This is a genomic window from Arthrobacter ramosus (assembly GCF_039535095.1).
Lineage (GTDB): Bacteria > Actinomycetota > Actinomycetes > Actinomycetales > Micrococcaceae > Arthrobacter > Arthrobacter ramosus.
In genome coordinates, this window is sequence record NZ_BAAAWN010000001.1 from 1,108,055 (window position 1) to 1,130,393 (window position 22,339).

Annotated in this window: 23 protein-coding genes and 1 pseudogene; 11 read left to right on the plus strand and 13 right to left on the minus strand. The window is 61.7% G+C overall.

Annotated features, from left to right (window positions below):
- The first annotated feature begins 29 nt into the window (after positions 1–29).
- Positions 30–1,154 carry a succinyl-diaminopimelate desuccinylase gene (gene dapE / locus ABD742_RS05310; RefSeq protein ID WP_344787350.1) on the plus strand — a complete coding sequence of 375 codons (1,125 nt, stop codon included), beginning with the start codon at positions 30–32 and terminating at the stop codon, positions 1,152–1,154.
- A 102-nt stretch (positions 1,155–1,256) separates the two neighbouring features.
- On the opposite strand, the gene ABD742_RS05315 is transcribed toward dapE, so the two are convergent.
- The 4 genes from ABD742_RS05315 to ABD742_RS05330 all read right to left on the minus strand — a co-directional run bounded on the left by ABD742_RS05315 (position 1,257) and on the right by ABD742_RS05330 (position 4,521).
- On the minus strand, positions 1,257–2,111 hold the full coding sequence (locus ABD742_RS05315) for an amino acid ABC transporter permease (RefSeq protein ID WP_234748331.1): 855 nt from the start codon (positions 2,109–2,111) through the stop codon (positions 1,257–1,259).
- Complete coding sequence (locus ABD742_RS05320; protein WP_234748329.1) at positions 2,108–2,755, minus strand: amino acid ABC transporter permease; 648 nt, start codon at positions 2,753–2,755, stop codon at positions 2,108–2,110. Before ABD742_RS05320 ends, ABD742_RS05315 begins: the two co-directional genes overlap by 4 nt.
- Positions 2,756–2,817: 62 nt before the next feature.
- A complete protein-coding gene (locus tag ABD742_RS05325; protein WP_234748326.1) occupies positions 2,818–3,717 on the minus strand; it encodes a glutamate ABC transporter substrate-binding protein in 900 nt (299 codons plus the stop codon).
- Positions 3,718–3,765: 48 nt separating this feature from the next.
- Positions 3,766–4,521 carry an amino acid ABC transporter ATP-binding protein gene (locus ABD742_RS05330; protein ID WP_234748324.1) on the minus strand — a complete coding sequence of 252 codons (756 nt, stop codon included), beginning with the start codon at positions 4,519–4,521 and terminating at the stop codon, positions 3,766–3,768.
- 234 nt (positions 4,522–4,755) lie between these two features.
- Here ABD742_RS05330 and ABD742_RS05335 point away from each other — a divergent pair, with 234 nt between their 5' ends.
- The 4 genes from ABD742_RS05335 (at position 4,756) to ABD742_RS05350 (ending at position 7,604) form a co-directional block, all read left to right on the plus strand.
- Positions 4,756–5,556, plus strand: coding sequence for an LOG family protein (locus ABD742_RS05335; RefSeq protein ID WP_234748643.1), 801 nt, complete (start codon positions 4,756–4,758; stop codon positions 5,554–5,556).
- A 37-nt stretch (positions 5,557–5,593) separates the two neighbouring features.
- Positions 5,594–5,929, plus strand: a complete 336-nt coding sequence (locus ABD742_RS05340; protein ID WP_234748322.1) for a DivIVA domain-containing protein — start codon at positions 5,594–5,596, stop codon at positions 5,927–5,929.
- A gap of 35 nt (positions 5,930–5,964) precedes the next feature.
- The gene (locus ABD742_RS05345) at positions 5,965–7,206 is read left to right on the plus strand and encodes a hypothetical protein (protein WP_234748642.1); all 1,242 of its coding nucleotides are present in this window, start codon (positions 5,965–5,967) and stop codon (positions 7,204–7,206) included.
- Positions 7,207–7,436: 230 nt separating this feature from the next.
- A complete protein-coding gene (locus ABD742_RS05350) occupies positions 7,437–7,604 on the plus strand; it encodes a DUF3117 domain-containing protein (RefSeq protein ID WP_009357720.1) in 168 nt (55 codons plus the stop codon).
- 75 nt (positions 7,605–7,679) lie between these two features.
- Here the strand turns inward: ABD742_RS05350 and ABD742_RS05355 are convergent, their stop codons facing one another.
- Positions 7,680–8,312, minus strand: coding sequence for an O-methyltransferase (locus tag ABD742_RS05355; RefSeq protein ID WP_234748320.1), 633 nt, complete (start codon positions 8,310–8,312; stop codon positions 7,680–7,682).
- A gap of 259 nt (positions 8,313–8,571) precedes the next feature.
- On the opposite strand from ABD742_RS05355, the gene sigE reads away from it, so the two are divergent.
- Genes sigE through ABD742_RS05370 form a run of 3 tightly spaced genes read left to right on the plus strand, consistent with a single transcriptional unit; the run spans position 8,572 to position 10,549 of the window.
- Positions 8,572–9,216: an RNA polymerase sigma factor SigE gene (sigE, locus tag ABD742_RS05360; RefSeq protein ID WP_234748318.1), complete on the plus strand. Its 645-nt coding sequence runs from the start codon at positions 8,572–8,574 to the stop codon at positions 9,214–9,216.
- A gap of 36 nt (positions 9,217–9,252) precedes the next feature.
- The gene (locus ABD742_RS05365) at positions 9,253–10,134 is read left to right on the plus strand and encodes a hypothetical protein (protein ID WP_234748315.1); all 882 of its coding nucleotides are present in this window, start codon (positions 9,253–9,255) and stop codon (positions 10,132–10,134) included.
- A gap of 31 nt (positions 10,135–10,165) precedes the next feature.
- Positions 10,166–10,549 carry a twin-arginine translocase TatA/TatE family subunit gene (locus ABD742_RS05370; protein WP_059387493.1) on the plus strand — a complete coding sequence of 128 codons (384 nt, stop codon included), beginning with the start codon at positions 10,166–10,168 and terminating at the stop codon, positions 10,547–10,549.
- A 3-nt stretch (positions 10,550–10,552) separates the two neighbouring features.
- On the opposite strand, the gene ABD742_RS05375 is transcribed toward ABD742_RS05370, so the two are convergent.
- From ABD742_RS05375 to ABD742_RS05385, 3 genes are read right to left on the minus strand one after another with little or no spacing between them, the layout of a single operon-like run.
- Positions 10,553–11,680: an Mrp/NBP35 family ATP-binding protein gene (locus ABD742_RS05375; protein ID WP_234748313.1), complete on the minus strand. Its 1,128-nt coding sequence runs from the start codon at positions 11,678–11,680 to the stop codon at positions 10,553–10,555.
- An 11-nt stretch (positions 11,681–11,691) separates the two neighbouring features.
- Entirely contained in the window at positions 11,692–12,336 is a 645-nt protein-coding gene (locus tag ABD742_RS05380) for a DUF1003 domain-containing protein (RefSeq protein WP_234748641.1), read from the minus strand.
- A 49-nt stretch (positions 12,337–12,385) separates the two neighbouring features.
- The gene (locus ABD742_RS05385) at positions 12,386–13,669 is read right to left on the minus strand and encodes a magnesium transporter MgtE N-terminal domain-containing protein (RefSeq protein ID WP_234748311.1); all 1,284 of its coding nucleotides are present in this window, start codon (positions 13,667–13,669) and stop codon (positions 12,386–12,388) included.
- 76 nt (positions 13,670–13,745) lie between these two features.
- Here ABD742_RS05385 and ABD742_RS05390 point away from each other — a divergent pair, with 76 nt between their 5' ends.
- Positions 13,746–14,573: a YflT domain-containing protein gene (locus ABD742_RS05390; RefSeq protein ID WP_234748309.1), complete on the plus strand. Its 828-nt coding sequence runs from the start codon at positions 13,746–13,748 to the stop codon at positions 14,571–14,573.
- Here ABD742_RS05390 and ABD742_RS05395 read toward each other — a convergent pair whose 3' ends face one another.
- The 4 genes from ABD742_RS05395 to ABD742_RS05410 are packed head-to-tail and all read right to left on the minus strand — an operon-like array spanning position 14,574 to position 19,825.
- Entirely contained in the window at positions 14,574–15,680 is a 1,107-nt protein-coding gene (locus ABD742_RS05395) for a HesA/MoeB/ThiF family protein (RefSeq protein WP_234748306.1), read from the minus strand.
- Positions 15,680–18,163, minus strand: coding sequence for an FtsX-like permease family protein (locus ABD742_RS05400; protein ID WP_234748305.1), 2,484 nt, complete (start codon positions 18,161–18,163; stop codon positions 15,680–15,682). The genes ABD742_RS05395 and ABD742_RS05400 overlap by 1 nt, the downstream gene beginning before the upstream one ends.
- On the minus strand, positions 18,120–18,890 hold the full coding sequence (locus ABD742_RS05405; RefSeq protein WP_234748304.1) for an ABC transporter ATP-binding protein: 771 nt from the start codon (positions 18,888–18,890) through the stop codon (positions 18,120–18,122). The genes ABD742_RS05400 and ABD742_RS05405 overlap by 44 nt, the downstream gene beginning before the upstream one ends.
- Positions 18,887–19,825, minus strand: a complete 939-nt coding sequence (locus tag ABD742_RS05410; protein WP_234748303.1) for a lysophospholipid acyltransferase family protein — start codon at positions 19,823–19,825, stop codon at positions 18,887–18,889. Before ABD742_RS05410 ends, ABD742_RS05405 begins: the two co-directional genes overlap by 4 nt.
- Before the next feature lie 511 nt (positions 19,826–20,336).
- Here ABD742_RS05410 and ABD742_RS05415 point away from each other — a divergent pair.
- A pseudogene (locus ABD742_RS05415) lies at positions 20,337–20,486 on the plus strand (type II toxin-antitoxin system Phd/YefM family antitoxin); the annotation flags it as partial.
- 22 nt (positions 20,487–20,508) lie between these two features.
- Positions 20,509–20,649 carry a hypothetical protein gene (locus ABD742_RS05420; protein ID WP_234748658.1) on the plus strand — a complete coding sequence of 47 codons (141 nt, stop codon included), beginning with the start codon at positions 20,509–20,511 and terminating at the stop codon, positions 20,647–20,649.
- A 74-nt stretch (positions 20,650–20,723) separates the two neighbouring features.
- Here the strand turns inward: ABD742_RS05420 and ABD742_RS05425 are convergent, their stop codons facing one another.
- Positions 20,724–22,307, minus strand: coding sequence for an aminopeptidase P family protein (locus ABD742_RS05425; protein ID WP_234748302.1), 1,584 nt, complete (start codon positions 22,305–22,307; stop codon positions 20,724–20,726).
- Positions 22,308–22,339: the final 32 nt, after the last annotated feature.

Here is a 22,339-nt window from a genome sequence, read left to right on the forward strand (position 1 = left end):
TCGCAATTGGCTCGGGATACAGTGGAGAGGTGACCGTTGAAACTACTCCAATCCTTCTTGACATCAGGCAAGACGTTGCGCTGCTGACCGCCGCGCTGATGGACATCAACAGCGTGTCCGGCAACGAAGCCGCGCTTGCAGACGCCGTTGAATCCGCCCTCCGCACGATCCCGGGCCTGCAGCTTGTGCGGGACGGCGACGCCATCATTGCCCGCACCGAGCTGGGACGCCCGGAGCGGGTGATCCTGGCCGGCCACCTCGATACCGTGCCGTTGCCCACTGTGAAGGGCTCACTCGGCACCGTGCCCTCCACATGGGAGTCCGGCGTCCCGGGTAGCGGAATCCTGTTTGGACGCGGAGCCACTGATATGAAGGGTGGAGTCGCGGTGCAGCTCGCGCTCGCCGCGACAATGTTCGACGGCGGCGCCGAGCCGGGCAAGGACGTCACCTTCGTCTTCTACGACCATGAGGAAGTTGAAGCGGTCAAGAGCGGCCTCGGCCGATTGGTCCGGAATCACGGCCATCTCCTGGAGGGGGACTTCGCGATCCTGCTCGAACCCACCGACGGCACGGTGGAGGGCGGTTGCAACGGCACCAGCCGCTTCGAAGCCACCACGGTCGGGGAAGCGGCGCACTCCGCCCGGGCCTGGATGGGCAGCAACGCCATCCACGCTGCCGCACCCATCCTGAGCCGCTTGGCAGACTACGAACCGCGCACAGTCAACGTGGACGGGCTGGACTACCGGGAAAGCCTCAATGCCGTGAAGATCAACGGCGGCACCGCGGGCAACGTGATCCCGGACCGCTGCGTCGTGGAAATCAACTACCGCTTCGCGCCGGACAAGACCCCGGACCAGGCCGAAGCCCATGTCCGCGAACTCCTGGAGGGCTTCGACGTCGTCCGCACCGATGCCGCTGCCGGAGCGCGGCCCGGTCTCAACCACCCGGCCGCCGCGTCCTTCGTTGCCGCCGTCGGTGCGGAACCCAAGCCCAAATACGGTTGGACCGACGTCGCGCGCTTCAGCGAGCTGGGAGTCCCCGCCGTCAACTTCGGGCCGGGCGATCCGCTTCTGGCGCACAAAGACAACGAACACGTCGACGCCGACGCCATCCGTGAGTGCCTCCGTGCGCTGCGGTCGTGGCTGGCTGACTAGGTGGAGTGACCTTATTTTTGCTTGACATCGTGGGTGTGGCCCGTGGGCTTGGTTCCGGAACCAAGCCCACGGGCCACACCCACGTTTCCGGCGTTCTTGGGCTTAGCCCTCGATCGCCACAATTTCCGACTTGGCCACCTTCACCACTTTGACGTTGCGGCGCATCCGGCCTTCAAGCCACTTGGCGATTCCAGCCAGGATCAGGCACATTCCGACGTACAGGACACCGGCGATGATCGCGGAAGGAATGATGGGCGAACCGTACTGGGCCTGGCTTCCGAAGAACTTCGCCTGGAACAGGATCTCGTTGTAGGTCACGATGAAACCCAATGCGGTGTCCTTGAGGATGACGACGAGCTGGGAGATGATCACCGGGAGCATTGAGCGGACCGCCTGCGGAAGCAGGATGTTCGTCATGACCGCGCTTTTCGGCAATCCGATGGCATAGCCTGCCTCGCTCTGGCCGCGGGGGAGCGATTCGATGCCGGCACGGAAGACTTCCGCGAGCACTGATCCGTTGTAGAGCACCAGGCCTGCAACGACTGCCGTGAACGGCGTGATCCCCTGGACACCGAGCGGAGGAAGCCCGTAGTAGAAGATCATCATGAGGATCAGCAGAGGAATGGCACGGAAGAGTTCCGTGAACCCATAGCAGGGCAAGCTGATCCACTTACGGTCGGAGAGCCTGCCGAAGGCCAGGAAGACACCCAGCACCAAACTGAACACGGCTGCCGTGGCAAACGCCGAAAGCGTGGCACCCACCGATTGGACAATGGTCTGCTGGACCAGCGGGAACGTGAACAAGTGCCACTTCTTCTCATCGAACTGCCCGCTTTGGGCGAAGCGAAGGACGATGAATCCGACGATAGCGATAATGACCAAAGCGGTCACGACGCCGAGAATCCGGTAGCGTGCGCGGGCCTTGGGGCCCGGAGCGTCAAAAAGGACCGAGCTCATCGGGCCACCTTCCATTTCTTTTCAAACTTCCGCTGGACAAAGGAAAGAATGAAAACGAGCAGAACGAAGATCAGTGCGACCCAGAGCAGTCCGGCCATGGCAGGCTCACCGCGCTCGGAAAGATTCGATCGGATGGCTCCCGCTTCGGCGACCGAGAAGCCCGCAGCCACGGTGGTGTTCTTGAGCAATGCAATGAACACGCTGAACATGGGCGGGATGACGGCGCGGAAAGCCTGGGGGAGGATCACCAGCGTCAGGGTTTGCGTAAACGGCAGGCCGATGGCCCGCGCGGCCTCGGCCTGACCGACAGGCACCGTATTGATGCCGGAGCGCACGGCTTCCGCCACATAAGTAGCGGTGTACAGGCTGAGGCCGACGGTTGCAGCGGTCATGAAATCAATTTCCACGAGGCCGAGCTTCGGGTAGCCCAAGGCAAAAAAGAACAGGACCAACGTCAACGGGGTGTTGCGCACAACGTTGATATACAACGTGGCTGCGGCGCGCATCGCAGGGATCGGAGAAACACGCAGTGTCGCCACGATGGTGCCCAGGATCAGCGCAAAGATTCCGGCAACGATGAAGAGTATGAGGGTGTTCCGGAACCCTGTGATGAACAGGTCCGAATTATTCAGCAGCGTATTCACAGAATGGTCGCTTTCAGCCGATATTCGAGGGGGCGGCCAATGGCCGCCCCCTCAACATGGGTTTAGTAGTTGTCCACTGCGGGCTGGGTGACCTTGGTGCCGGACTGTCCCAGCGTGGAGTCGTAGATCTTCTGCCACACGGAGCCGCCATCCGTGAACATCTTGTTCACGAACTTGCGGAAGGCGGTGTCGCCCTTCTTCAAGCCCACACCATACTTCTCAACGGTGAACGGCTGGCCGACGACCTTGAGGTTATCGGTGTCCTGGGAGGCATAGCCGATCAGGATTGCCTGGTCAGTAGTCACAGCATCGACCTGGCCACTCTTGAGGGCCTCGACACACTGCGAGTAGGTGTCGAACTCGGTGGTCTTCGTGCCGGGGAAGTTTGCCTTGATGTTCTGGATGGGAGTTGAGCCCGTGGCTGAACAGACGTTCTTCCCGGACAGGTCCTTCTCGCTGTTGATCGTCGTGTTCCCCTTCTTGACCAGCAGGCCTTGACCTGTCACGAAGTAGGGACCGGCGAAATCAATCAGCTGCTTGCGCTTGTCAGTAATGGAGTATGTGCCGACGTAGTAGTCGATGTCGCCGTTCGTGATGGCGGACTCGCGGTTGGCCGAAGGAATCGGCTTGTACTCGATCTTGTCCTTCGAGAAACCGAGCGATGCCGCAATCCACTGTGCAATCTGGATGTCAAAACCGCTGTACTCGCCGGTCGCGGCGTCCTTGAAGCCCAAGCCAGGCTGGTCTTGTTTGACGCCGATCCTGATTTTTCCGTTCGATTTGATCGTGTCGAACGTGGGGCTGCCCGTAATGGACACGTTCTGGGCCACCGTGAACGGCGCGGACTCGCTGCTTGGCGCAGTGGTGGAACCCCCGCCGCCACCGCATGCGCTCAGGGAAAGGGCGAGCGCCGCGCTTGCAGCGACCAGGAGGGATTTCCTCCGGGTGATAAAAGCCTTCATGATATTCCTTTCATTGTGGCCGCCCCCGCGGCCTGGGTGCGGTGAGTGTCAGTGAGTCAGGAGTTTGGAGAGGAAATCCTTTGCGCGGTTGCTCTGGGGATTAGTGAAGAATTCCTCTGGCTTGGCGTCTTCCACAATCTGGCCGTCGGCCATGAAGACAACGCGGTCGGCAGCTTTGCGCGCAAAGCCCATCTCGTGGGTGACCACGATCATGGTCATGCCTTCCTTGGCCAGCTGGACCATGACATCCAGGACCTCGTTGATCATTTCCGGATCAAGTGCCGAGGTCGGCTCGTCGAACAGCATGACCTTCGGCTTCATGGCGAGCGCCCGGGCAATTGCCACGCGCTGTTGTTGGCCACCGGACAGCTGTGCAGGCATCTTGGGTGCCTGTTGCCCGACGCCAACCCGCTCCAACAACGCCATAGCGTCCTTGTCCGCGGTTGCTTTGTCCAGTTTCTTGACCTTGATCGGTCCCAGAGTGACGTTCTCGAGAATCGTCTTGTGGGCGAACAGGTTGAAGGACTGGAAGACCATCCCGACGTCGGCCCGGAGGAGGGCAAGTTCCTTGCCTTCCTCGGGCAGCTTCTTGCCATCGATCGAAATCTCGCCTGTATCGATGGTCTCCAAGCGGTTGATGGCCCGGCACAGCGTGGACTTGCCCGAGCCCGACGGCCCGATGACAACCACAACCTCACCCTTTTTCACCTGGAGATTGATGTCCTTCAGGACATGCAGTTGACCATAGTGCTTGTTGACGCCATTCAGGGAGACGAGGGCACCGCTGGCGGCTTGAATAGTCATGGGACGAATCTAGCGAAGAAATGATTCGAGATGAGCCAGCTCACAGCAAGTTCCGCAGATCGTGATTCAACAGATACCTGTTTTGCAGCTATCTGACAGCGAATGGTGGGCCGGACACTCAAGACTGCAACAACAGGGCCACGCCGGAACGGCAGCAGCCGCCATCCGCGCTAGCCTAGGTCAATGAGTACCAGCCAGCCCCAAGTTCCTAGTCCAGACGCCAATGGCAAGGCGATGAGCAACGGATCGGCAGCGCCAGCTCCGGCCGTAGCCGCAGAGCCGCCAGCCAAGCACAAAGGACCGTTGGAGCTTCGGCGTAAACAGGCCTCCATGCCGATGTCGGACCAGCGACTCCTGGACACCAGGGGAGCCGACCACTTCATTCACACCGACCCGTGGCGGGTCCTGCGGATCCAGAGCGAATTCGTTGAAGGATTCGGCGCGCTCGCTGAGCTCGGCCCCGCTGTCAGTGTCTTTGGCTCCGCCCGCACCAAGCCGGGCACCGGCTACTACGATATGGGCGTGCAGGTCGGCCGCCACTTAGCGGAAGCCGGCGTCGCCGTCATCACCGGCGGTGGACCGGGATCCATGGAAGCCGCCAACAGGGGAGCGGTCGAAGGCAACGGTGTTTCTGTTGGACTGGGCATCGAGCTGCCCTTCGAGCAGGGCCTCAACCGCTGGGTGGACCTTGGCATCAACTTCAGGTACTTCTTCGCCCGCAAGACCATGTTCGTCAAGTACGCGCAAGGGTTCATCGTCCTGCCGGGCGGCCTGGGAACCCTGGACGAACTGTTTGAAGCCATGGTCCTGGTGCAGACCCGCAAGGTGACATCGTTCCCGATCGTCCTTCTGGGGGTCGACTTCTGGAGCCCGATGATCGAATGGATCAAGGGGACCCTGGTGGCCGAAGGCATGGTCTCCGCAAAGGACCTGGACCTCATCCAGCTTGTGGACGATCCTGCGGACGCCGTTCACCGTGTCCTGCATGGAATCCCGCGGCCACCCTCGACCAACGGCGACCAGCGCCCGGAGTAGCCTTGCCGGCACCGAGCTCTCAGCTGAGTCTGGCACGATGGTTGTTGTGAGCTTTTTTCTGGTCTTTCTCGCGATTGTCATCATCGGTGCCGTGTTGTTCCTCGGTACCGGAATGGCGAGATCCAGCCGCGACTCCGGCGCCGGTTTGGATGAACCCGTTCCGAACCTGCCGCCGGTTCTGCTACCGGCCGGTGCCAAGGCGTCCGACGTCGACCGCGTGCGCTTTGCCCTTGGCCTGCGCGGCTACCGGATGGACCAAGTGGATGAGGTGCTCGATGAGCTGAGGGATCAGCTGACCTCCCAGGAGAGGGAAATCGAACGGCTGAAACTGGCCCTAGAAGCAGCCGGGAACCAGGAAGAACCAAAAGAGTGACCCCGTCAGTCGAATCGAGGTCCCCGACGGGATCCCTGGCCCGAAGACTGCGCCGCGTCGGAGCCCACGCCGCGAGCTGGCCGTGGTGGGTCCAGGTGGCTCTCGTCTACATCGCTTCGAGACTTGTCAGCGCTTGTATCTTCATGGCTGCAGCATTGCAGCAAGGCGTCAATCCGTGGTTTCCGCCAGCACCGGACTACTGGAACTTCATCACGATCTGGGACGGGCGCTGGTACGCCGAAGCAGCAAACAACGGCTATCCGTCTGCTTTGCCGGTTGATGCGAACGGCGGCGTCGCCGAGAATTCCTGGGCGTTCTATCCGCTGTTCCCCTTCCTTGCCAGGGCCCTCGGTGCTCTCACTGGACTGGCCACGCTGCCGGCCCTGACAGTCATTGCCGTGGTGGCCGGGCTCGGAGCGGCCATGGTGGCCTACAAGCTGTTCCGGGAATTCGCCGGGCGAACCACGGCGCTGTGGGCACTGACCTTCTTCTCGATGTTCCCGGTCTCAGCCATCCTCCAGGTCCCCTATGCGGAATCCCTCAATACCTTGCTGCTGGCGGGTTCGCTTCTGCTTGTGGTGCGACGCAATTATCTTGGCGCGATGCCCGTCGTCGTGCTCATGTGCCTATCGCGGCCCACAGGCGTGCCCTTCGCGGCCATGGCAGGGCTGCTCCTGCTCCACCACCTGTGGAAGAGGTTCGGGCGCCGCTCAGGGCCAGACGCCGTGCCGACAGACGCCGTGCCGACAGACGCCGTGCCGACGCTCCGGGACCTTGGATCGCTGGCCGCGCTTGTGGTGGTCAGCGTGGCGGGCGCTCTCGCCTGGCCGGCCATTGCCTGGGCGGTCACGGGGGATCCGTCGGCCTACACCAAGACAGAAACCGTTTGGCGCGGGGCCGACCTCATTCCGTTCAAGCCATGGTTCGAGACTGGTCAAATGCTCTTCGGACCAGTACTCGGCATTCTGGCGCCGTTTGTCTTCGTGGCGCTCTTTGCCCTGCTGATGTTGAGCAAACCAGTCCGGGCCCTGGGCATCGAACTGAGGCTGTGGTGCACGTGCTACATGGGCTACCTTCTGGTCTTCCTGCACCCCCAGACGAGCACATTCCGGATGCTCTTGCCCTTATTCCCCTTGGCGCTCAGCGCCGCCTGGTTGTCTCGCTCGAAGGCCTACCGCGGCACCGTGGTGGTCATGTTCTTCCTCCTCCAGATCGTATGGATCGTCTGGCTGTGGGCGTGGGCGCAGTTGCCGGGCGGCGGCGACTACCCGCCGTGATGCCGCACGTCCTTTCACCTGTTCAAGCGCGATCGCGGCCCGCCGGGAAAAGTCCATCAATTAGCTACGGGCGGGTAATTACGAGATAATGGACACAAGCAAGGACAAAAGCACTTTCGGGTGCTCGGCGACGACGACTGAACTGCCATGACTGTCGACGCCGTATATTCCACGCGGAGCCAGCCCGGCCGGGTTGGCGGGATTTGGGACAACTGGAGGGGATTTTCCTAATGGCGGCTATGAAACCACGTACTGGCGACGGCCCTATGGAAGTAACCAAAGAGGGCCGCAGCCTGATCATGCGTGTGCCGCTCGAAGGCGGAGGACGGCTGGTGGTCGAGCTCAACGCAGCAGAGGCGGCGAACCTCAAGGAATGCCTCGTAGGCGTTACCGAATAGATTCACTGGGCAGGGCCCGGCAGAAGAGCCGGCGCCCTGCTTTCATGTTTAAGCCTGAAAGCGAAGTCTGGCCGGTTACTTCTTGACCGCTACCAGCAAGCCGTCACCGGTGGGAAGCATCGCCGAAGAGAGCCGCTCGTCGTCGCGGATGGCCTTGCCGATCTGGCGCAACACCACGGTGGTGCTCTCCCTGGCAGCCGGGTTGGAAACTTTGTCCTTGTCGAGGGCGTCATTGATGACGAGTGTTCCGCCCGACTTGAGCAGCCGGATGGCCTGCTGAACGTAACCGGGAAAGTTGGGTTTGTCGGCGTCGATGAACACGAGGTCGTAAGCGGAGTCGGTGAGTCGCGGCAAGACGTCGGCTGCACGGCCGGAGATGGTCCGGGTCCGGTTCGCCGGACTGCCGGATTCCAGGAAGGCCTCGCGGGCGGCCTTGAGGTGCTCGACGTCGACGTCGATAGTGGTCAGGACAGCCTGCGGGCTGAGGCCGCGCAGCAGGCACACGCCTGAGACGCCTGCCCCGGATCCGACCTCTACGACCGTCTGGGCCTTCGACGCCGCGGCCAGAACTGTCAGGACGGCGCCAACGCCGGGGCTCACAGGAGTAACGCCCAGCTCGAAGGAGCGTTCACGGGCGCGAAGCAACACGTCGTCCTCGGCAGGCAGATCTTCTGCATAGGACCAGCTGGTTGACTTGTCGGCACTCATGGGGGTTCGCTTTCCAGGCAGAGGGGTATTGCTTCCAGACTACTGGCTACGGGCCGCCCGGCCCGGACGCCTGCGGCCCGCAATTCTGTGTCTTCCCGCGTGTCCTCCGGACGATGTTCGCTCTGCGGGAAAAGCCTGCCTGTGATCAGCAAAATCTCAGGCAAGACTGGGATGATGTATATCCAGCCATCCAAGCGAGGGCCGGCAACGAACTCCTGAGTGACCGGCAGGATGACAAACAGTTTGAGGGGAGCGGACGATGCGGGCATCAAGTGCTGCGCCAGTCCAGACAACGGCAGCAGTCCTGGGTTCCACCGACACGGCCCCTCCGGCCGAAGAATGGGTCAGGCCAAGCTGGGAGGAAGTGGTGGAGAATCACTCCGCCAAGGTCTTCCGCCTTGCCTACCGGCTCACTGGAAACAAGTTCGACGCCGAGGACCTCACCCAGGAAGTCTTCGTCAGGGTCTTCCGTTCGCTCGAGAATTTCAAGCCAGGCACACTCGACGGCTGGCTGCACCGCATCACCACCAACCTCTTCCTTGACCAGGCCCGTCGGAAGAGCCGCATACGTTTCGATGCCTTGGCCGAAGACGCCGAATCCCGGCTGCCCGGGCATGAACCCGGTCCCGAGCAGAGCTTCGAGCTGAACAACCTCGACCTCGACGTCCAGCGGGCCCTGGAAGAACTCCCCCCGGACTTTCGCGCCGCCGTCGTGCTTTGCGATCTTGAAGGCCTTTCCTACGACGAAGTTGCCGAAGCACTTGACGTGAAACTGGGGACCGTCAGGTCCCGCATCCACCGCGGACGGACAATGCTCCGTGAAAAGCTGGCGCACCGGGATCCGCGTCCAGTCCAAGCCCGCAAACCGCGGCTCAAGATGCCGCGCATCGCCGGTCTCCTTTAGTCGCCGATGGGTTTGCTCAAAGGACGACGCGGCGGTTTGACTCGGGGAAATATCCGGCACAGCCGCGCCCCGGGCCACCTGCAGGAGTGCTCTGATTGCCACGCCGCGGTACTGCGGGAACGCCAATACCTGGAACGGCTTCGCCGTGCCGCCGTCCCCGAGGCCAGCCAGGATTTCACCAACAGACTGATTGAACACACCCAGCGGTTGGCGCAATCCGATTTTCCTGAGCGCCCTGCGCCCCCGCGAGGCGTCTGGCACGGTATCCGGCTTGCCAGCGCCGCGGCCGGCGGACTCGCCGTGAGTGCCGGAATCCTGGCGGTCGCGGCCTACGCACTCGGCGGTGAAGTTGCGCCGCAGGCGTCCAACCGCGGAGAGCAGGAAGTCCGGACCCTGGTCAGTTCAACCGTGCCCGGAAACGCCGGAGAGCAACTCCCCGTGACAGGTGCGCAGTTGAGTCTGCCCGTCAGTGTGGCCGGGACAGTGAGCCTGAGCGAGGAGCAGTTGTCCGAACTGCGGAGGGACGGCTGGGCATGTCCCGAAATGGCAAGTATGGGATACCACGTGGTTTCCGCCCGGGCCTTGATGCAGGACGGGCACCCCGCCGTTGAGCTGCATCTGAGCGACGGTGACCACCACGCCACCTTGGTGGAGCAGCACTTGGAGGGCAGCGGCGCTTCGGGGACCCAACTGTCCATCACCCAGGGGGCCCCGTGGCAGGCCGTCTACTCCTCGCCGGTGGCGGTGCTGCGTTACTCGTCCGACATGCCTCCCAATCAGGCTGCCGGAGCCGTTCCTGAGCTGGTGAATGCGGGCGATTCGCTGGTGGTTGCCCGGCTCGCCGAAAACAGTGCAGAGAACTGGAATGAACGGCTGCAACGGGGACTCCATGCCCTGGCTGGCCTCGCGGGTTTCTGAGCGGACCAACGGACAAGGTAATCTTCGATACGTGTTTGGAATCAATGGCTCGGAGTTTCTCATCCTGCTGATCATCGGCGTCATCGTGATCGGTCCCAGCCGTTTGCCTGAATACACGCGGAAGTTGACGAATCTGGTCAAGGAACTGCGGCGCATGGCGTCCGGTGCCCGTGAGCAGATCAAGGAAGAAGTCGGCATCGATATCGATGAAGTCGACTGGAAGAAGTATGACCCGCGCCAGTACGATCCGCGCCGGATCATCAAGGAAGCACTGCTCGACGACGACACGAAGCCTGTCAGTGACGGCGCGCCTGTCGCTGTTGCAGCCGTGGACACCCCGACGAAAGCTCCCGAGCGGGTTGTTGAACGGCTTTCCGTCGGTGAAAAGGCGCCCTTTGACGCTGAGGCCACCTAATAGCTATTTTGGCTGGATCCCGAGGGACATTCCGGCCAGGCCGCGCGGCTTGGCGTTGAGCTTGCCCGCAATGCCCTGAAGGGCCTGTGCCGCGGCCGTCTCGGGAGCCGACAACACCACCGGGCGGCCCGCGTCGCCGCCTTCGCGCAGACGGATGTCCAAGGGGATCTGTCCCAACAGCGGCACGTCGGTCCCGACGGCGGCGCTCAGCCGCTCAGCCAGCACAAGCCCGCCGCCGCTTCCGAACAATTCCATCCTGCCGCCGTCGGGCATCTCCAGGAAGGACATGTTCTCCACGACTCCCGCAAGCTTCTGGCCCGTCTGCGTTGCGATGGTTCCGGCCCTCTCGGCAACATCCGCTGCTGCGGCCTGCGGGGTGGTCACCACGAGGATTTCAGCCTTGGGAAGCAGCTGCGCCACCGAGATGGCGATGTCGCCCGTGCCTGGCGGAAGATCCAGGAACAGGGCATCCAGATCGCCGAAATAGACGTCCGTGAGGAATTGCTCCAGGGCACGGTGGAGCATGGGCCCACGCCAGGCCACCGCCTTGTTCCCGGAAACAAACATGCCAATGGAGATCACCTTCACGCCGAAGGCCACAGGCGGGAGGATCATGTCGTCCACCCGCGTGGGCTGCTGCGTGATTCCCATGAGCGCCGGGACGGAGAAACCGTGGACATCGGCGTCCACGATTCCCACGCGCAGCCCCTGTGCCGCAAGGGCGCACGCAAGGTTGACCGTCACCGAGGACTTTCCCACACCGCCCTTGCCGCTGGCCACGGCGAAGACCTTCGTCAGGGAGCCCGGCTCGTTGAAGGGGATTCCGCGTTGTCCGCCTGCGCCTCGCAACTGTTCCTTGAGGGCGTCGCGTTGCGGCTGCGTCATGACCTTGAGCTCGACCTCGACGCCCGTCACACCCGGAACCCGCGTCAGGGCAGCGGTGGCGTCCGCCGTGATCGTCTCACGCAGGGGGCAGCCGGCGATGGTCAGCAGCACCGCAACCCGGACGGTTCCGTCCGGACTGGCCTCTACCGAATCCAGCATCCCCAACTCAGTGATGGGGCGGCGGAGTTCGGGATCGATGACGGTTGCCAAGGCAGCGTTGAGGGCCTCGACGGATGGTGTGCTCATGGGGCGGATGTTCAGCTTTCAGGCTGGGCGGGTGGACCTGAGTGTTGCGTCGGCGAAGTGCCGACGGCCGAAAGGTCGGGGGCAGGTTGGTCGGCGCTGGAATGCGCCGGATGGATCTTGGGGATCTGCTGCGTGGGGGGATTGCGCTGTTTGTTGCGCTTGTCCTTGATTTTCTCCTTGGCCTTTTCGCCGTTGTTAGAGCCTGTGGAATTGTTCGGACGCAACTCATCCTGCGCTTCGAGCAGATCCGACAGCAGCGAGCGGAGTTCGGCACGCACGTAGTCCCTCGTGGCGACCTCCCGAAGGACGATGCGAAGAGCCGCGACTTCACGGGTCAGGTATTCGGTGTCTGCCAGATTGCGCTCGTCACGGGCGCGGTCCTGCTCGATGGTCACACGGTCCCTGTCGTCCTGGCGGTTCTGGGCCAACAGGATCAGGGGCGCAGCGTAGGAGGCCTGCGTGGAGAAGAAAAGATTGAGGAGGATGAACGGGTAGGGGTCCCATTGGAAGCCGAACAAGCCAACAACATTGAACGCGATCCAGACGATCACGAAGATCGTCATGTAGAACAGGAAGTTCGCCGTACCCATGTAGCGGGCGAAGCGCTCGGCAAATCGGCCGAAGGCATCGGGATCGTTGCCGAAATTCGGTAGCATGCGGGAACGCAGCTCGAGAGGCGTGTCCAGTCCTCCGCTGGCGGGCTTCTCAGCCAATTCGACCTCCTAGTTTCCTGATCGGGGCTCCGTCTTCGTGGGTTCGCCAGTCGTCCGGGAGCAAATGGTCTAAGAGGTCATCAACAGTCACCGCCCCTACCAGGCGACCGGCGCTGTTCACGACCGGGAGGGAGTTGAGGTTGTAGGAGGCCATGGTGTGGCTGACCTCGCTGACGCTGGCGTGATCAGAGACCGGCTCCAGGTTCTTGTCCACGATGCTGCCCAGCTGTTCGGGCGGGGCGCTGCGGAGCAATTGCTGGATATGGACGACGCCGAGGAATCGTCCCGTAGGGGTCTCCAACGGCGGGCGGCAGATAAAGATGGCCGAGGCCAGGGCGGGGGAGAGTTCCTCGCTGCGCACATGGGCAAGCGCTTCGGCGACCGTAGCTTCCGGGGGCAGAATAACGGGCACCGGGGTCATGAGGCCGCCGGCAGTGTCTTCGTCATACTGCAGGAGCCTGCGGACGTCGTCAGCCTCTTCGGGCTCCATCAGGAGCAGCAGTTCCTCGGCCTTCGCGGAAGGCAGGTCCGCCAGCAGGTCCGCGGCGTCGTCCGGGTCCATTTCTTCAAGCACATCGGCTGCGCGTTCGTTGTCCAAAGCGGACAGGAGCGTCACCTGGTCTTCTTCCGGCAATTCCTGGAGCACATCGGCGAGGCGTTCGTCCTGGAGCTCGCTGGCCACTTCAATCCGTCGCTTGTCCGACATCTCCTGGAGTGCGTCGGCAAAGTCGGCCGGTTTGAGGTCCTCGTGGGTGGCAACGAAGTGGCTGGCACCCTGGGGATCGGTCTCGGAACCCTGCAGCGTGTCCGCCCAGTCCACCAGCAGGGTGTGACCGCGGCGCAGCCCCCGGAGCCTGGACGTAGACGTGCCGCGTCGAATGAAAAGTTTTGAGACCAGCCAGTCACCGTTGCGCTGCTGGTCCATGGCGATATCTTCGATGACGGCGTCGCCGCTGCCGTCCTTGAGCGTCACCTTGCGGTCAAAGAGCTCGCCGACCACCAGCTGCTCGGCACCGCGTTGCTGGAATCGCCGCAGATTGACCAGGCCGGTGCAAATGATCTGGCTCTGGTCCATGGACGTCAGCCGGGTCATGGGAACGAAGACGCGCTTCTTGCCCGGAACTTCGACGACGATACCCACTGCATGCGGGGCCCCGCGCAAGCCGCGCGAGAGCACCACGACGTCGCGCAGCCGGCCCAGCCGATCGCCCAAGGGGTCGAAAACGTCCAGACCGAGCAAACGCGCAACAAAGATGCGTGAAGGATTTGTGCTCACCCTTACAGGCTACCGAGTCTGCTCTCTTTTAGCTGAATTTCAGCCGGTTCACATGTGTATGGGACAGAATGGGGGTATGGCGAACATTTTCGGTGCCCCTAAGGCCACGGAGGAATCCCGCAGCGTCCCCAAGGGGGACACCGTGGGCTCTTACAATTCCTATCTCGATGCCCAGAAGGCGGTGGATTATCTGGCCGACCAGCAGTTCCCCGTCCAGCATGTCTCCATTGTCGGAAACGACCTCAAAATGGTGGAGCGGGTAACGGGACGGCTCAGCTACCCTCGGGTCGCTTTGTCCGGCGCCCTGAGCGGCATGTGGTTCGGCCTGTTCGTGGGCGTCATGCTTTCGTTCTTTACCCCGGCCGGTGGCCCCTTCTCGATTGTGACGTCGGTCCTCATGGGCGCGGCATTCTTCATGCTCTTCGGGATCGTCACCTACGCTGCTCAGCGCGGGAAGCGGGACTTCACCTCCACCAGCCAGGTAGTGGCGACGAACTATGACGTCATTGTCGCGCTTGAGGCATCCCACGAAGCCCGCCGTCTCCTTCACCAGTTGCCGATGAATCCTTCCGAGGCAGCCTTCGGCCGGCCGCCGCAGGCATATACGCCGCAGGACTACCGGAACCCGCCGGTCCATCCAAGTGCACCACAGGGCCCGGCCCCGGAACGTCCAGCGTCCTGGCAGGACCCCTATGGCCAGCGTGGACCCGAAGCCGGACAGGGAACGGCCGGCGAGCCCGCCCAGCCTGTTGCGGATGCCCCAACCCCAGCCGAGGCCGCGCGGCCGACCGCCGGCGTTCGCTACCCGGACCTTCCCGACGGCCGTCCGCAGTACGGTGTGCGAGTGAACGAACCCGGAACCGGAGAGCAAGCCGCTAACGGTGAGGATCCGGCCAAGCAGTAGTTATTGTAGGGCCTCACAGCTGCAATCTGGAAGGCGTGCGAGCTTTCGGACGCGCCAGTCCAAGGTGAATAGGTCGAGTTCCCGTACCTGCCCGGACAAGGCAAGCGGCAACCCGAGCAGGATCCGCATGGCCTCCCACGCTGTCAGATTCGCCACCAAGCCCGAAATGGCTGCGGTGCTTCCCCCGCTCCTCGCTCTTCCCTTGAGCGGAAGGAAATCGGAGCGGTTGTGATCGTTCATGGTCTGTGAACGAATACACTGCCAGCAAACTGTCTGTCCAGGGATGATGCTGATGCCTGGCACGCCCAGGTTTCCGCCATACGCGCCACCAACGATGTGGGGAACGCGCGCTTCCGTCGCGGCTTCAGCGATGACATCTGAGATGACGAGGACGTCCGGCTCATCCGCGCATCCGACCACGAGGCTCGCGTCTCCCAGCGCCGATTCGAGATCAGCCGCTGCAACTACTCGACGACGGTTCGTGATGATCTGGAGGTTCTCGTTGATCGACCTGAATCGGTCGGCAGCGGCATCCACTTTAGCCAGGCCCAGATCGCCGGGCTGATATAGGACCTGCCGGTTCAAGTTTGTGAGTTCAACAATGTCCGGATCGAAAATCTCAATTCTGCCGATACCTGCGGCGACGAGAGATTGCAAAAGCCATGTCCCGGTTCCCCCGACTCCCACGACCACCACTTTTGAAGTACGGAGTTTCTCCTGCAGTTGAGATGGTGAGTTAGCAAGCGCAAACGTGGATGCGAACTCTTGAAACAGCCTTTCTTGGCGTTCGAATCGGTCTTCTCCTGAGTGGTCCGGCTGCGGGTAAAGATCAAGGAGGCGCTCGGCTTCCATGATTGCTAGGACGTTTTCAAGCGACGTGCGAGTAAACCCGGCACTTCCTTCGAGGATCGATTCGATCCTTTCGACGGAATTCGACCCGTCAAGCAAAGGGATCAATTCGATCACAAACGGGGATACATCGTATTCAAGGACCCTGAGTTCCATGGTGCAAATGAACTGCATTCGACAATCGCGGTTGAATACCAGCACGCTGTCCCGCAATCTCAAGGGGCGGAAACCCCTCTTCGCTCCTCCGTTATCGGCCATTACTCAGCCCTCAGGGCAGCTACTGGCTCTATTCGAGCCGCCCTGCGGCTCGGTCCTATCGCCGCAAGGCATAGCGCCGTCAAGGTGACAATTGCGATTCCGCTGAATGCCAGGACGGTAAAAGTAGGACTCAGCGTCACGCCGAGTGCCCCGGCGACAAGCTGGGTCAGGACCCACCCAGCCAACTGACCAACGAGAAGGCCCCCGGCCAACGCCGCAATTCCGAGCAAAATCGCATCAACGGCAACTAGCCTCGTTATGTCGCCGTGGGTGGCACCAATCGCGCGCAGCATCCCGAACTCTTTCTCCCGACGAGCGACGCCGACTGAGAACAGGCCGGCGGCGCCGACCGCGCCGAGACTGAGTGCAAGCACCACGATGCCGAAGGCAGCTCCGGCGTATGAACCGAGCTCTGATTCTGCGCGCTCCTTCATTTTGGCGGCCGTGATCACCGAGACCCCAGGGATGTCGGCAACTGAATCAGCGATCTGGTCCCGGAGCGCTGTGACGTCGACACCCGGCTTCGCTTCTACATTCCAGCCGTTGGATCCAGTGATTCCCAGCTCGGCAGCCGTGTCACGACTCATCACCACTTGGTTCCCTGTTGCCAAGGACGCAAACGTCCCGACAAGGCGAAGCGAGAGTGTCTTGCCTGCCCGATCTAATCTGACGGTGTCGCCCAAGGAAATATCGCGGCTCACGGCGAGAGCTTCAGGAATGATGACCGCGCCTCCCTCTTCCAGGGCAAGGGGCGCACTCCCGTCACTTCCCCGGCGCCATGGAAGCTGAGCTATGGCGAAATAGCTGTTTGGATCGACAGCAAGGATTGCAATCTGGCTCGAGGTCCCCTGGAACTGCAATGCTCCGCGGTCCCAAACAGTGTCTGAAACCCTGTTGATCATTTCAATGGACCCCAGGCGTTCGGTTAATTCTTCAGTGATAGGCGTCGTGGAGGATATTTGAATGTCAGCTCCGAATTGGCGAGCAATCTGCTCCATCATCGCGCTCTTTACCGAGCCGACTCCGATCACAAGGGCGGCACCCAGGCAGACGACAACGCCCATGATGGCCGTCGTGGAGTCGAGCGATGCGTGTTTGCGCAGACGCTGGGCCGCAGCCTTGCCTGTCCACCCTTTGAAGATCTGTAGCCTGGCGGTGGCTTCGAGAATTAACGGCGCAAGGAATCCCACGGCGGCCAGCGATAGGACGAAGCCAACGAGCTTCACGACGACGGAGTCAAGCCAGTAGCTGCCGACTCCGAATACGAGGAGCATGATGCCGACGGCGGCACGGAGTCTCTGCCCGGACCTGCGCTCTGCGACTTCAGGCGAGATGGCGGTAAGAGGGGCCTGGCGTAGCACTTTCACTATGGCCCGAGCCGCCCCGGCGCAGCCCGCAGCGACCCCGCTCAGGATGGCAAGCAGTACCTGCCAAAGTTCGACCGCCACTGTTGCTGGAGGTATGTTGCCGATCGATGATAGGCCTTGGTTGAGGATCCAGCTGACGCCAAACCCAAGCCCCAACCCGACCACTGAGCACGCGAACGTGAGCATGAATGCCTCACACAAGACCGCGGCTGCCAGCCAGGAACCGCGGGCGCCGACGGCTCGCATGACACCATAAGTCAGCCGGCGGGCATTCAAGACGGATTGGAAGGCCGTCGCTGATAGGAGGACCGAAATGCCCAGAACGGTGCAGGAGGCGATCATCAAGACGAGTGAAACAACCGTGATGAGGGGACCAAGGGTCGAATTGAGGGCAGAAGTGTCCTGCACTTTGAACTGAGCAGGCAGGCTGGACGAATATTCGCTCTGCCAGCGTTCCGCGGAGTGTCCGGCCGCTAGCTGGATGTCAACTCTTGATACTTGGCCCTGCTGGTTGAATATCATCTGGGCGTAGGACAAATCGACAAAAATGTTGTCGTATGCCAACGGACCAAGAATCTTGCCATTGAACACGCCTACGACGCGTAGTTGCGTGGTCCCGTCGCTCGACGCGACCACCAGCGAATCGTCTACGTCCACGCCTAAGCGCGAAGCGACGTCAGCCGGAACCAGGGCCTCGGGCTTGTTTACGGCAGGGAGCCCGCCCCTAAGCTCGAGCGTCATGCGTTGAAGCTCTGTGTTGAACGTGGTGGGGTAACCCGTAACCGTCAGCGGGTGGCCCGCGCCAAGGGTTCCCGACGGCCGGACGCTCGAATTCCGTGCCAGAGTCGGGATCGGCGTCGCAACCCCGGGGAGATCCGCTATTGCCCTCACTGCGCTCTCGGGAGCCGTGGTCCCGGGAATAGCAGGCACCACCGCGACGTCGCCTATGCCTGATAACGAACCAACCCCTTGCGAGAGCTGGTCGTTGATGCTTTTCGATGTGAGCAGAGTCCCGAAAATGAGCGCAACGCCGAACACAAGCGCAACGGCTGCGATTCCATATCGGGGAAAATCAAAGCGAAGTTGCCGCAAACCACGAGCGAACGCGCTCGTCATGAGAATCTCCCTCCTGATGTGGTGCGTTGAGGTCAAGTTGATCAATGATCTTCCCGTCCCGCAGCGCAATGATCCGGTCGGCATAACTCGCAGCATATGGATCATGGGTGACCATCAGCCCGCTTGTACGACGATCGTCGCCAATCGCGTCGCGAATCAGACGGAGAACAATATCCCTGTTCCTCGAGTCGAGGCTTCCCGTCGGTTCATCGGCGAGGACGATACTGGGAGTCCCGAATAGCGCCCGACCTACGGCGACCCGCTGACGTTGCCCGCCTGACAACTGATCGGGAAATCTATCGGCATATTCAAACAGTCCCAGCTGATCGAGCAGCACCAGAGCATCTGCTCGCCAACGAAAGTCTCTTTGACCGGAAACGATCGATGACAACGCGACGTTCTCCAGCACCGTCATGCTTGGAACAAGATGAAATGCCTGGAAAATGAATCCAACATTCTCCCGCCGGAAGATTGTCTTCTGCTTTTCGTCCATCCCGGAGACCCGGAGTCCTGCTACGTCGATGCTCCCTGCAGTCGGCGAATCGATTCCACCGACCAATTGGAGCAGGGTTGACTTGCCGGATCCAGATGGGCCAATGACGGCAACAAGTTCACCTGGTCGGATCTCCAGTTCAACAATGTCTAGTGCGGCTTTCTCGTTTCCGGCACCGTCGTCATAGTGGCGACGAACGCCTTTGAGGGACATGGCGGGAAGGTTGCCGGTCATGTCTCGATGGCCCAGACCTGGGGGAGCATCCGGTCAAATTCGAACCACATTTCCCATTCCCCGACGTCCCCGGCGAGAAGCTCCGACTCAATGACATCCCAGACGGCCAGCAGGGAGCGGCGACGTTTATCGGGTGACACGGGCGGTGGTAAAGCAGGATGGTATTTGAGTCGAAAGCGGCCGTTGCCGATGGCACCGAGTGTGAGAGGGACCATAGGGGCACCAGAAACATGGCTCAGGATAATCGGACCGGTGGGAACCATGATGGTCGTCCCCAAGAATGGAATTCGGGCATGGTGCTCGTCCACTCCACGAGGGTCCAGTTCAGGGAACATGGAAAAGATCCGGCCCTCGCCCAAGGCCGTAAGGCCAGAGCGTATCGCCGATGTGCTCCCGAGCTTGATCCCGCGGAAGTCCAAGTCAGGAAAGGAGGCTGTATGGATCTCGTCAAAATTCATTCGATTGTAGAGCGTCGTTGTCGGCATTTCATAGGCGAGCATGGGAATGGCAGCATATGAAGGTCCCAGATGCAACGGGAGCGCGATTACCCCTCGGCCACTGGATGCCGCCTCGTGAAGGTGCTCGCGTCCATCGACGGCCACAACGTCCCGAAACAGGGTCTCAGGGTCTTTCATCCACAGATTGATGAAAGTCGACTCAAACTGAAGCTTCGGCCCGTACTCAGCAAAGCTCGTGGCGTGCAATTCCTTGTCAAAGCCATCAAGCCCAGGGACCGCATTCATGAAATCCAGGGCCCGGGCCTTCAAGACCTCGAAATTGTCTACGTTCGGTTGCCTTGCCCGGTAGATGGGCCGATCGAGGGCGTCTAGCTCCTTCATAAGGTTCCACGCGCCAACTGGCCCCGCAGCATGGATCGCCTCATAGAAATTCTTGTGCTTCGGAAAGTCGAAAATATTGAACAGTGGCAAGCGCACGCTGTCCCCCCAAATTCAGTGTTGTTCGTATCCTTGCTATCTCACTTGGTTCGTTGGTGGCGGAGCACAAGCCTCGCCACCAACGAACCGAGCGCTAGATCAGGTGCACATGCACCCGCTGTTACAGGCCAGGGTGGCTCCCGCCTCCAGCACATCTTCCGAGATCATCTCCACGTGTGTTCACCTCCTTGCCTTGACCGATTCGAAGATGGAGAAGTGCCGCTTCAGGGCATGGCAACAGCACCAAAAAGGGGCTGGTCGATCGGTGCTGCGCCTAGGAGGAGGGTACAAGTGCCGAGGGGCGTCTCCGTGTGGATTTCGTCAATCTCAGTGGTCAAAACGGCAAATCTCAGTGTAAAAAACCTGAAATTAAGTGGACGGTGGCCGACGTCTACGTGTTTGGTTGGGCTCTTCATGACGGGGAGCAGCATGTTTGCCGGTGCCTGTTGAGCGCATGACCAGATAGCGCGACCGCACAATTTTTCAAACACTAGGAGGCAAGGAGCAAGGCATGGCGATCACCGCCTCAAGAGCCAGAGCGGATCTGATTTCCCTTATCGAGCAGGTCTATGCCGACCACACCGCCATTGAGATAGTGTCCAAGAAGGGAAGCGCCGTTCTGATTTCATTCGCTGCGTATGAAGCTTTGGAAGAGACTGCCTACCTACTGAGAACCCCGGCAAATGCGGCACGCTTGCTCCAAAGCGTCGCACAGCATCGTGCTGGCGCAGCAGTGGACGGCAGCCGGCGTCTACGTGTTTGAACTCCAGGAGGACGTGGCACAGGAGCACCTGCTCATCGTCGCAGCCCGCCACCACTACTAGGGCCGTCCCCAAAGCAAGAGGAGGGCTACCGGAAAAATATCCGGTAGCCCTCCTCTCGCGTTTTGCCTAAGTGGTTACGCTTCGGCGTCCTGGTAGATGCCCGCCATCCAGGACTCGACGTCGTCGGCATTGCGCGGGAGAGCGGCGCTGAGGTTGACGGGACCGTCTGCCGTCATCAGGATGTCGTCCTCGATCCGGACGCCGATTCCACGGTATTCCTCCGGAATGGCGAGGTCCTCGTTCTTGAAGTAGAGCCCGGGCTCGATGGTGAACACCATGCCCTCGGTGAGTACGCCGTCCAGGTAGAGATCGCGCTTGGCCTGGGCACAGTCGTGGACGTCCAGGCCAAGGTGGTGGCTTGTACCGTGCGGCATCCAGCGGCGGTGCTGCTGGCCTTCGGCACTGATGGCCTCTTCCACGGAGACCGGCAGCAGGCCCCACTCGGCAAGGCGCTCGGCGAGGACCGTGGTGGCGGCGGCGTGGATGTCGCGGAACTTCACTCCCGGCTGCGCTGCGGCGAATCCGGCGTCGGCGGCGTCAAGGACGGCTTCATACACCTTGCGCTGGACGTCCGAGAACTTTCCGTTGGCCGGAATGGTCCGCGTGACGTCGGCTGTGTAGAGGGAATCTGCCTCCACGCCGGCGTCGAGGAGCACGAGTTCCCCGGCGTTGACCTTGCCCGTGTTCCGGGTCCAGTGCAGCACCGTGGCGTTGTTTCCGGCGGCCGCGATGGTGTCGTAGCCGAGCTCGTTCCCTTCCTCGCGGGCACGCGCGAAGAAAGCGCCTTCGATGACGCGTTCGCCGCGGTGGTGGGTCATGGCGCGGGGGAGGGCGCGCACGACCTCGGTGAAACCCTCCACGGTCGCGGACACGGCGATCTTCATCTGCTCGATTTCCCAGGCGTCCTTGAGCAAGCGCAACTCGGAGAGCGCCTCGCTGAGCAGTTCGTCGAGGGCATCGAGTTCGCCGAGGTCCAGGTTTTCCGGATCTTTGGCCGTGTTGTAGCGGGCGGTGTCCACGAGGGCATCGATGTTCTCGTCAACTTTGCGGACCAGACGGATGGAGATGCCACCGATTTCCGGGGCACCTACGTTCTTGGTGATGGCCATCTCGAGTTCGTCGAGGTGCGCCGTCCTGAGCCCGAGGCGGGCTTCGAATTCGGCGAGCGTCGGACGCGCGCCGATCCAGAACTCACCGGAACGCGAGTCGGCGTAGAACTGTTCCGTGTCCCGGCCAGCGAGCGGACGGAAGTAGAGCGTCGCGAGGTGGTTGCCGCCGTCGTCGCCGGTTCCCTCCTCGACGGGTTCCAGGACCAGCGCGGCATCGGGCTCGTGGTCCAGGCCCAAGCCCGTGAGGTGGGCAAAGCCGGAGTGGGGGCGGAAGCGGTAGTCGCAATCGTTCGAGCGGACCTTGAGCGGGCCGGCCGGTACGACGAGGCGCAGGCCCGCGAAATTGTCGGAGATGGCCCGACGACGCGTGGCGGCATGGTCTGCGACGGCGTCACGTGCAGGGGTCACCTGCGGCGCTGGCGCCCAATTGCTGGCCATGAACGCCTTGAAGGCATCGGATGTGGGCCGCTGGGAGCGGTTGTTGACGCGCTCCTCCAGCGGCTGGGAGGCTGTGGTTTCACCGTTTTGGGTGTTATCTGCATCGTTCACCGTCCAATAGTCCCATCAAGGCCGATACTAGG

Excerpts from the sequence above, each read along its gene's own strand:
- ABD742_RS05390 (WP_234748309.1), top strand. The coding sequence starts at position 13,746 with ATGGCGAACATTTTCGGTGCCCCTAAGGCCACGGAGGAATCCCGCAGC.
- ABD742_RS05405 (WP_234748304.1), bottom strand. The coding sequence starts at position 18,890 with ATGACCGGCAACCTTCCCGCCATGTCCCTCAAAGGCGTTCGTCGCCAC.
- ABD742_RS05335 (WP_234748643.1), top strand. The coding sequence starts at position 4,756 with ATGAGCAACGGATCGGCAGCGCCAGCTCCGGCCGTAGCCGCAGAGCCG.
- ABD742_RS05375 (WP_234748313.1), bottom strand. The coding sequence starts at position 11,680 with ATGAGCACACCATCCGTCGAGGCCCTCAACGCTGCCTTGGCAACCGTC.
- ABD742_RS05380 (WP_234748641.1), bottom strand. The coding sequence starts at position 12,336 with ATGCTACCGAATTTCGGCAACGATCCCGATGCCTTCGGCCGATTTGCC.
- sigE (WP_234748318.1), top strand. The coding sequence starts at position 8,572 with ATGCGGGCATCAAGTGCTGCGCCAGTCCAGACAACGGCAGCAGTCCTG.
- ABD742_RS05400 (WP_234748305.1), bottom strand. The coding sequence starts at position 18,163 with ATGACGAGCGCGTTCGCTCGTGGTTTGCGGCAACTTCGCTTTGATTTT.
- ABD742_RS05395 (WP_234748306.1), bottom strand. The coding sequence starts at position 15,680 with ATGGCCGATAACGGAGGAGCGAAGAGGGGTTTCCGCCCCTTGAGATTG.
- ABD742_RS05315 (WP_234748331.1), bottom strand. The coding sequence starts at position 2,111 with ATGAGCTCGGTCCTTTTTGACGCTCCGGGCCCCAAGGCCCGCGCACGC.
- ABD742_RS05350 (WP_009357720.1), top strand. The coding sequence starts at position 7,437 with ATGGCGGCTATGAAACCACGTACTGGCGACGGCCCTATGGAAGTAACC.
- ABD742_RS05420 (WP_234748658.1), top strand. The coding sequence starts at position 20,509 with ATGCGGCACGCTTGCTCCAAAGCGTCGCACAGCATCGTGCTGGCGCAG.
- ABD742_RS05340 (WP_234748322.1), top strand. The coding sequence starts at position 5,594 with ATGGTTGTTGTGAGCTTTTTTCTGGTCTTTCTCGCGATTGTCATCATC.
- ABD742_RS05355 (WP_234748320.1), bottom strand. The coding sequence starts at position 8,312 with ATGAGTGCCGACAAGTCAACCAGCTGGTCCTATGCAGAAGATCTGCCT.
- ABD742_RS05330 (WP_234748324.1), bottom strand. The coding sequence starts at position 4,521 with ATGACTATTCAAGCCGCCAGCGGTGCCCTCGTCTCCCTGAATGGCGTC.
- ABD742_RS05325 (WP_234748326.1), bottom strand. The coding sequence starts at position 3,717 with ATGAAGGCTTTTATCACCCGGAGGAAATCCCTCCTGGTCGCTGCAAGC.